Annotated in this window: 4 protein-coding genes; 3 read left to right on the plus strand and 1 reads right to left on the minus strand. The window is 31.1% G+C overall.

What is annotated here, in order from left to right; translation table 11 throughout:
• A partial coding sequence (locus Q0616_RS05080; RefSeq protein WP_298775547.1) for a SulP family inorganic anion transporter occupies nt 1-1,274 on the minus strand: 1,274 nt, incomplete at its 3' end.
• A 222-nt stretch (nt 1,275-1,496) separates the two neighbouring features.
• Here Q0616_RS05080 and Q0616_RS05085 point away from each other — a divergent pair.
• From Q0616_RS05085 to Q0616_RS05095, 3 genes are all read left to right on the plus strand, one after another.
• Nucleotides 1,497-4,295: a TonB-dependent receptor gene (locus Q0616_RS05085; protein ID WP_210766902.1), complete on the plus strand. Its 2,799-nt coding sequence runs from the start codon at nt 1,497-1,499 to the stop codon at nt 4,293-4,295.
• 11 nt (nt 4,296-4,306) lie between these two features.
• A complete protein-coding gene (locus Q0616_RS05090; RefSeq protein WP_298775550.1) occupies nt 4,307-5,356 on the plus strand; it encodes a phytase in 1,050 nt (349 codons plus the stop codon).
• 93 nt (nt 5,357-5,449) lie between these two features.
• The gene (locus Q0616_RS05095) at nt 5,450-5,917 is read left to right on the plus strand and encodes an OsmC family protein (protein ID WP_298775552.1); all 468 of its coding nucleotides are present in this window, start codon (nt 5,450-5,452) and stop codon (nt 5,915-5,917) included.
• The last annotated feature ends 202 nt before the right edge of the window (nt 5,918-6,119 follow it).

Raw genomic sequence — 6,119 nt, forward strand, 5'->3', positions numbered from 1 at the left:
GAACCAAAGAAAAGTGGACCATATATTTCATAAATTTTACGACCATTGTCATCGATAGATTTTCTGGCTCTTATTCGTTTCGCATTATCCCAAGCAAAAACCAAAGCAGAAACAATGACTCCAACAAAAACAGCTAAAGCAAGATTATGAAGAACAACAGTTATAAGTGCAACTAAAACACTTACAAAAATATCTGATTTAGGCATTTTTGTAATTAATTTAAAAAATCCCCATTTAAATGTTGAAATTGCTACCATCATCATCACGCCAACTAAAGCTGCCATCGGAATTTTTTCTATAATTGGCGCTCCAACCAAAATAATAACCAAGATTGTTATTGCTCCTATTGCTGGACCAAGTCGAGATCGTGAACCTGCATCAAGATTGACAAAAGTTTGTGCAATCATTGCGCATCCCCCCATCCCTCCAAAAAATCCATTGGTCATATTAGCAACACCTTGCGCCATGCATTCTTTATTCGAGTTCCCTTTGCTTTCTGTCACCTCATCAACTAACGTTAGTGTAAGTAAAGTTTCTATCAATCCTACCGATCCCATAATAATCGAATACGGTAAAATAATCTTAAAGGTTTCTAAAGTTAATGGAACACTTGGAATATGAAAAACAGGTAATTCTCCTTTGATGGTTGCTATATCACCTACCGTTTTAGTATCAATTTGAAAACCTAAAACCAACAAAAAAGTGATCAGAATTGCAACCAATGAAGCAGGAATTACTTTAGTTATTTTCGGAAAAAAGTAAACAATTAAAATGGTGATAAACGTTAATCCTAACATTATATAAAGAGATGTGCCTGATAACCAATGCGTAACCCCTTCTGATGTTGATTTGAATTGTTCGATTTGTGACATAAAGATCACGATTGCCAAACCGTTTAGAAAACCATACATAACAGGTTGAGGAATTAAACGAACAAATCTTCCAAGTTTAAAAATACCCACTATTAGTTGAAAAACACCTGCCAATGCTACTGCTGCAAAAATATATTGTTCACCATAAGTCGCATTTAAGGCAATTAGTGTAATAACCGTCGCTCCTGCTCCTCCTGAAACCATTGCTGGTCGACCTCCAAAAATTGAAGTTACAATTCCCATAATAAAGGCTCCATAAAGACCAATTAAAGGTGATAAACCTGCTAAAATTGCAAACGAAAGCGACTCAGGAATCATGGTCATCGCAACAGTTAACCCTGCTAAAATTTCATTTTTTATATTAAGTTTTTGATTGGTATTGATAAAGCTAGAAAAAGACATTTTGTTTAATTATAATCGATACAAAAGTAACCATTTGAAACCAGCTATAATTAGTAAAAAAGTAGATTATATGTCGAATTACGCACTATTTTTCTAAAATAAAAGATTGAATAATTTAGATCAATCATTAAAAAAACTATTTCTGAAATGTTAAATATTTCATAATGATGATTTAACAATTAGGATATATTGCAAATGTACTTTTGTTGAAATTATTGAACCATGAAACATTTATTAAAACTCACATTACTTGTGTTAGGACCTATGGTTTTGGCTCAAAATGGTGTGATTTCTGGAAAAATTATTGATGCTACTGATCAATTTTCTCTACCAGGAGCTAGGCTACGAATTGAAAACACAAACAAATACACAATTTCTGATCAAAATGGAAATTATCAATTCCTAAACCTAAATCCGGGTACATACATTGTTTATATTGATTATTTAGGTTATGAAACTATATCTAAACAAATAGAAGTTTCAGAAAATAAAACTGCAGTAATCAATTTCTCTTTAGATGCTGAAAGTAGAGAATTAAATGAAGTTGTCGTAATCGGTGATTTTTTGAAAGGTCAAGCAAAAGCATTAAATCAACAGAAAAACAATGGAAATATTACAAATATTATTTCTTCTGATCAAGTTGGTCGTTTTCCAGATTCTAATATTGGAGATGCTTTAAAACGTGTTTCAGGTATTACGATGCAAAATGATCAAGGAGAAGCACGTAATATAATTATTAGAGGTCTTTCACCTGAATTAAATTCTGTTATGTTAAACGGAGATCGTATTCCTTCTGCAGAGGGTGATAACCGTAACGTACAAATGGATTTGATTCCTTCGGAAATGATATCTACAATCGAAGTAAATAAAACTTTGACGCCTGACATGGATGCCGATGCAATTGGTGGAGCTGTGAATTTGATAACACGTGCAGTTCCAAATAAAGAGCGAATTTCTATTACAGCTTCAGGAGGATACGCTCCAATTCGTGAAAAAGGATTATACAATTCTGCTTTTTTATATGGAAATAGATTTTTTGATAAAAAGTTAGGGGTTGTTGCTTCTGCAAGTTACCAAGTTCAGAATTTTGGTTCAGATAATATTGAGGCAGTTTGGGAAAAAGATGGCGATAAAACTTATTTGTCTGAATTTCAGATTCGAAAATATGATATTCAACGTGTAAGAAGAAGTATTTCTTTATCTTCTGATTATCAATTCAATGAAAACAATAGAATAGATTTATCTGCTATCTATAATTGGCGAGATGATAGAGAAAACAGATATAGAGTAACATATAAAGACTTAGAATACGACGAAAAAACAAACAATTACAAAGGAAGTATAAGAAGAGAGACTAAAGGAGGTATTAATAATAATCGCAATAAAAATGCACGATTAGAAGATCAAAGAGTTTATAATATTTCTTTAAAAGGAGAACATTTGTTATCTCCAAAAATTGATATGGATTGGGCGGTAACTTTTTCTAAAGCAAGCGAAGATAGACCAAATGAGCGTTATACTGATTACAGAGCAAAAAACGTTAGTTTTACAGAAGATTTATCCGATCCAAACTATCCATTAGTTTCTACAACATCTACAGAAGATTTATCTAAATACAAAGTCGGAACTTTGTCTGAACAACATGATTATACAAGTGAAAAAGAATTTGGAGCGAAATTAAATTTCCGAGTTCCTTTTAGTGTAATCGATAACCAAAAAGGGCGTTTACGTTTTGGTGGGCGTTTACGTTTAAAAAATAAAGAACGAAACAATATTTATTATTCATACGAAAGTATAGATGGTTTGGGGAATTTAAATTCTCAAAATCCGGTAGATTGGAGCAGTTCTAAATTTAACCCAGGTTCAAAATATCAAGCTGGCTATTTTTACTCGAATCAAAATTTAGGAAATTTAGCACTTTCTAATCCATCATTATTTAATGCTAATTTAGAACCGTCTGAATTTTTAGCGTCAAATTATAAAGCAAAAGAAAATATTTCGGCTGGATATATTCGTTGGGATCAAGATTTATCTACGATGACTTCTGTAATACTTGGAGTTCGAGTAGAAAATACGTCTATCGAATATACGGGTAATTATGTTCAAGATGAAGAAGATTTAATCGGAGAAATTAATCATAAAAATGATTATACAAACATACTTCCAAGTATTTCTTTGAAACATAAATTCACAAATGATTTTATTCTTAGAGCTGCATTTACAACGAGTTTGGCTCGTCCCAATTATTATAGTTTAGCACCATATGTAAGCGTTTTAAAAGAAGATTCTGAATTATACGCAGGAAATCCTGATTTAAAAGCTACTTATGCAATGAATTACGATTTAATGTTAGAAAATTATTTTGAAAATATTGGAATTGTTTCGGGAGGATTCTTTTATAAAAAATTAAATGATTTTATATACACATATAAAAACAATACATTTACAAGCAGTAATTTTAATGCATTATTTCCTGATATTGCTAATCCAATTCCTACCGGTGAAAATTGGAAAATGACTCAAGCGCGCAACGGAGATCATGTAAATGTTTATGGCTTCGAAATAGCTTTTCAGCGTCAATTAGATTTTATTCCAGGAGAATTTTTCAAACATCTTGGTGTGTATTTAAATTATACATACACCGATTCTAAAGCCAAAGGAATAACAAATGAAGACGGTGATTTGAGAGAAGATCTTGATTTACCAAAAACAGCTCCACATATGTTTAATGGATCATTATCTTTTGAGAATAAAAAATTTACAGCAAGAGTTTCTCTTAATTATACGGCAGCTTATTTAGACGAAATTGGAGGAAATGCTTTCGAAGATAGTTATTACGACAAACAACTATTTATAGATGCAAACGCTTCTTATAAATTTTCAAATAACCTACGAATTTTTGCAGAAGCAAATAATTTAACCAATCAACCATTACGTTACTACCAAGGCGTATCAAACCAAACTAAACAACTTGAGTATTATCAACCACGTTTTACAATGGGGTTAAAATTTGATTTCTAAAATAAAATAGTATGAAAAAAATAATCATCACTTTATCAGTAATTGGAAGTATATTTTCGTGTGAATCTTCCAAATTAGCATCCATCCCAAAAAATGCATTAAAGCCAACTGTTACAACTCAACAAACACCAAATGACACTGATGATCCTGCGATTTGGATTGATAAAAAAAATCCAGAAAAATCTATGATTATCGGAACAGATAAACAAGAAGATACAGGAGGTTTATATGCTTATAATCTTAATGGTGAAATTATTCATAAAATTACTCCACTCAATCGTCCAAATAATGTAGATGTCGCTTACGGATTTAGTTTTGAAGGAAAAGAAATTGATATTGCTGTTACGACAGAACGTGCAAGTAACAAAATCAGAATTGTTTCTTTACCAGATTTCAAATTAATAGACAATGGAGGAATTGATGTATTTGAAAATGAAACTCAACGAGATCCAATGGGAATTGCATTATACAAAAGTAAAGACAATAAAATTTATGCAATTGTAGGAAGAAAAGAAGGGCCAAGTGGCGAATATATCCATCAATATCTACTTGAAGAAAAAAATGGTCAAATTACAACTACATTGGTTCGAAAATTTGGTAATTATTCTGGCAAAAAAGAAATTGAAGCAATCGCAGTTGATGAAGAATTAGGGTATATTTATTATGCAGATGAAACAACGGGAATTAGAAAATATTATGCTGAACCTAAAAAAGGAAACGAAGAAATAGCTTTTTTTGGACAAAATGATTTTAAACGAGATCACGAAGGTATTGCGATTTATAAAACTTCAGCTAAAGATGGTTACATCTTGATTTCGGATCAACAAGCAAATTATTTTAATGTTTATAAAAGACAAGGAGAGCCTACAAATCCGAATGAACACAAATTAATTGCTAAAATTCCAGTTTCTACAATAGAATGTGATGGAGCTGATGCTGTAAATTTTAATTTCGGAACTAAATTTCCAAAAGGATTTTTTGTCGCAATGAGCAATGGAAAAACTTTTCAATTATATGATTGGAAAATCATTCAAAATGAAATTGATAAGCAAGCAAAATAAATTATTATTTTAAATATAATTCATTATTAATAAAAGCACAACGAAGGATTCTTGGTTGTGTTTTTTTTATCGTTTATTTTTGGTAAAAATTACATCTTGAAACATTTATTTAAAGTTGCATTAAATTGGATTAAGAAAGAACCTTCAACCGATCGTACTACTAAATTTTATAGTAAAAGTCATCATATTTTGATTGATGGAAAACCAGAGTTAGAAGTATCGGCTGCAAAAGCTTTTAAGGGAAACCCTAATCTATATAATCCCGAAGATTTGTTATTAAGTAGTTTAACTTCATGCCATATGATGTCGTACTTATATTGTTGTGCTCAACATAAAATTGAGGTCATTTCTTACACTGATCATTCTGAAGCAACTTTAGTTGTGAATGCAGATGGAAGTGGAAAAATTATTGTAGTCAATTTATTTCCAGAAGTTATTATTGCTGATGAAACGCAAATTGAGCTCGCTCTTTCTTTGCATAAAAAAGCAAATGAATTGTGTTTTATTGCAAATTCATGCAATTTTCCTGTTTATCATAATTCAACATGTACTACACCATAAAAAACCGAGTTAATACTCGGTTTTATACATTTTGTTCGTTATAATTTCTCTTTTAAGAATTGCGCTGTATACGATTCTTTTACTTTTACAATATCTTCTGGTGTTCCTTCTGCTACTAAGAAACCACCTTTTTTCCCTCCTTCTGGTCCAAGATCTATTACCCAATCGGCAACTTTAATAATATCCATATTGTGCTCAATCA

Origin of the sequence: uncultured Empedobacter sp. (assembly GCF_937930195.1) — a bacterium.
Taxonomy (GTDB): domain Bacteria; phylum Bacteroidota; class Bacteroidia; order Flavobacteriales; family Weeksellaceae; genus Empedobacter; species Empedobacter stercoris.

What these genes read in the sequence shown, in the direction of transcription:
- Q0616_RS05085 (WP_210766902.1), top strand. Translation starts at nt 1,497, where the DNA reads ATGAAACATTTATTAAAACTCACATTACTTGTGTTAGGACCTATGGTT.
- Q0616_RS05090 (WP_298775550.1), top strand. Translation starts at nt 4,307, where the DNA reads ATGAAAAAAATAATCATCACTTTATCAGTAATTGGAAGTATATTTTCG.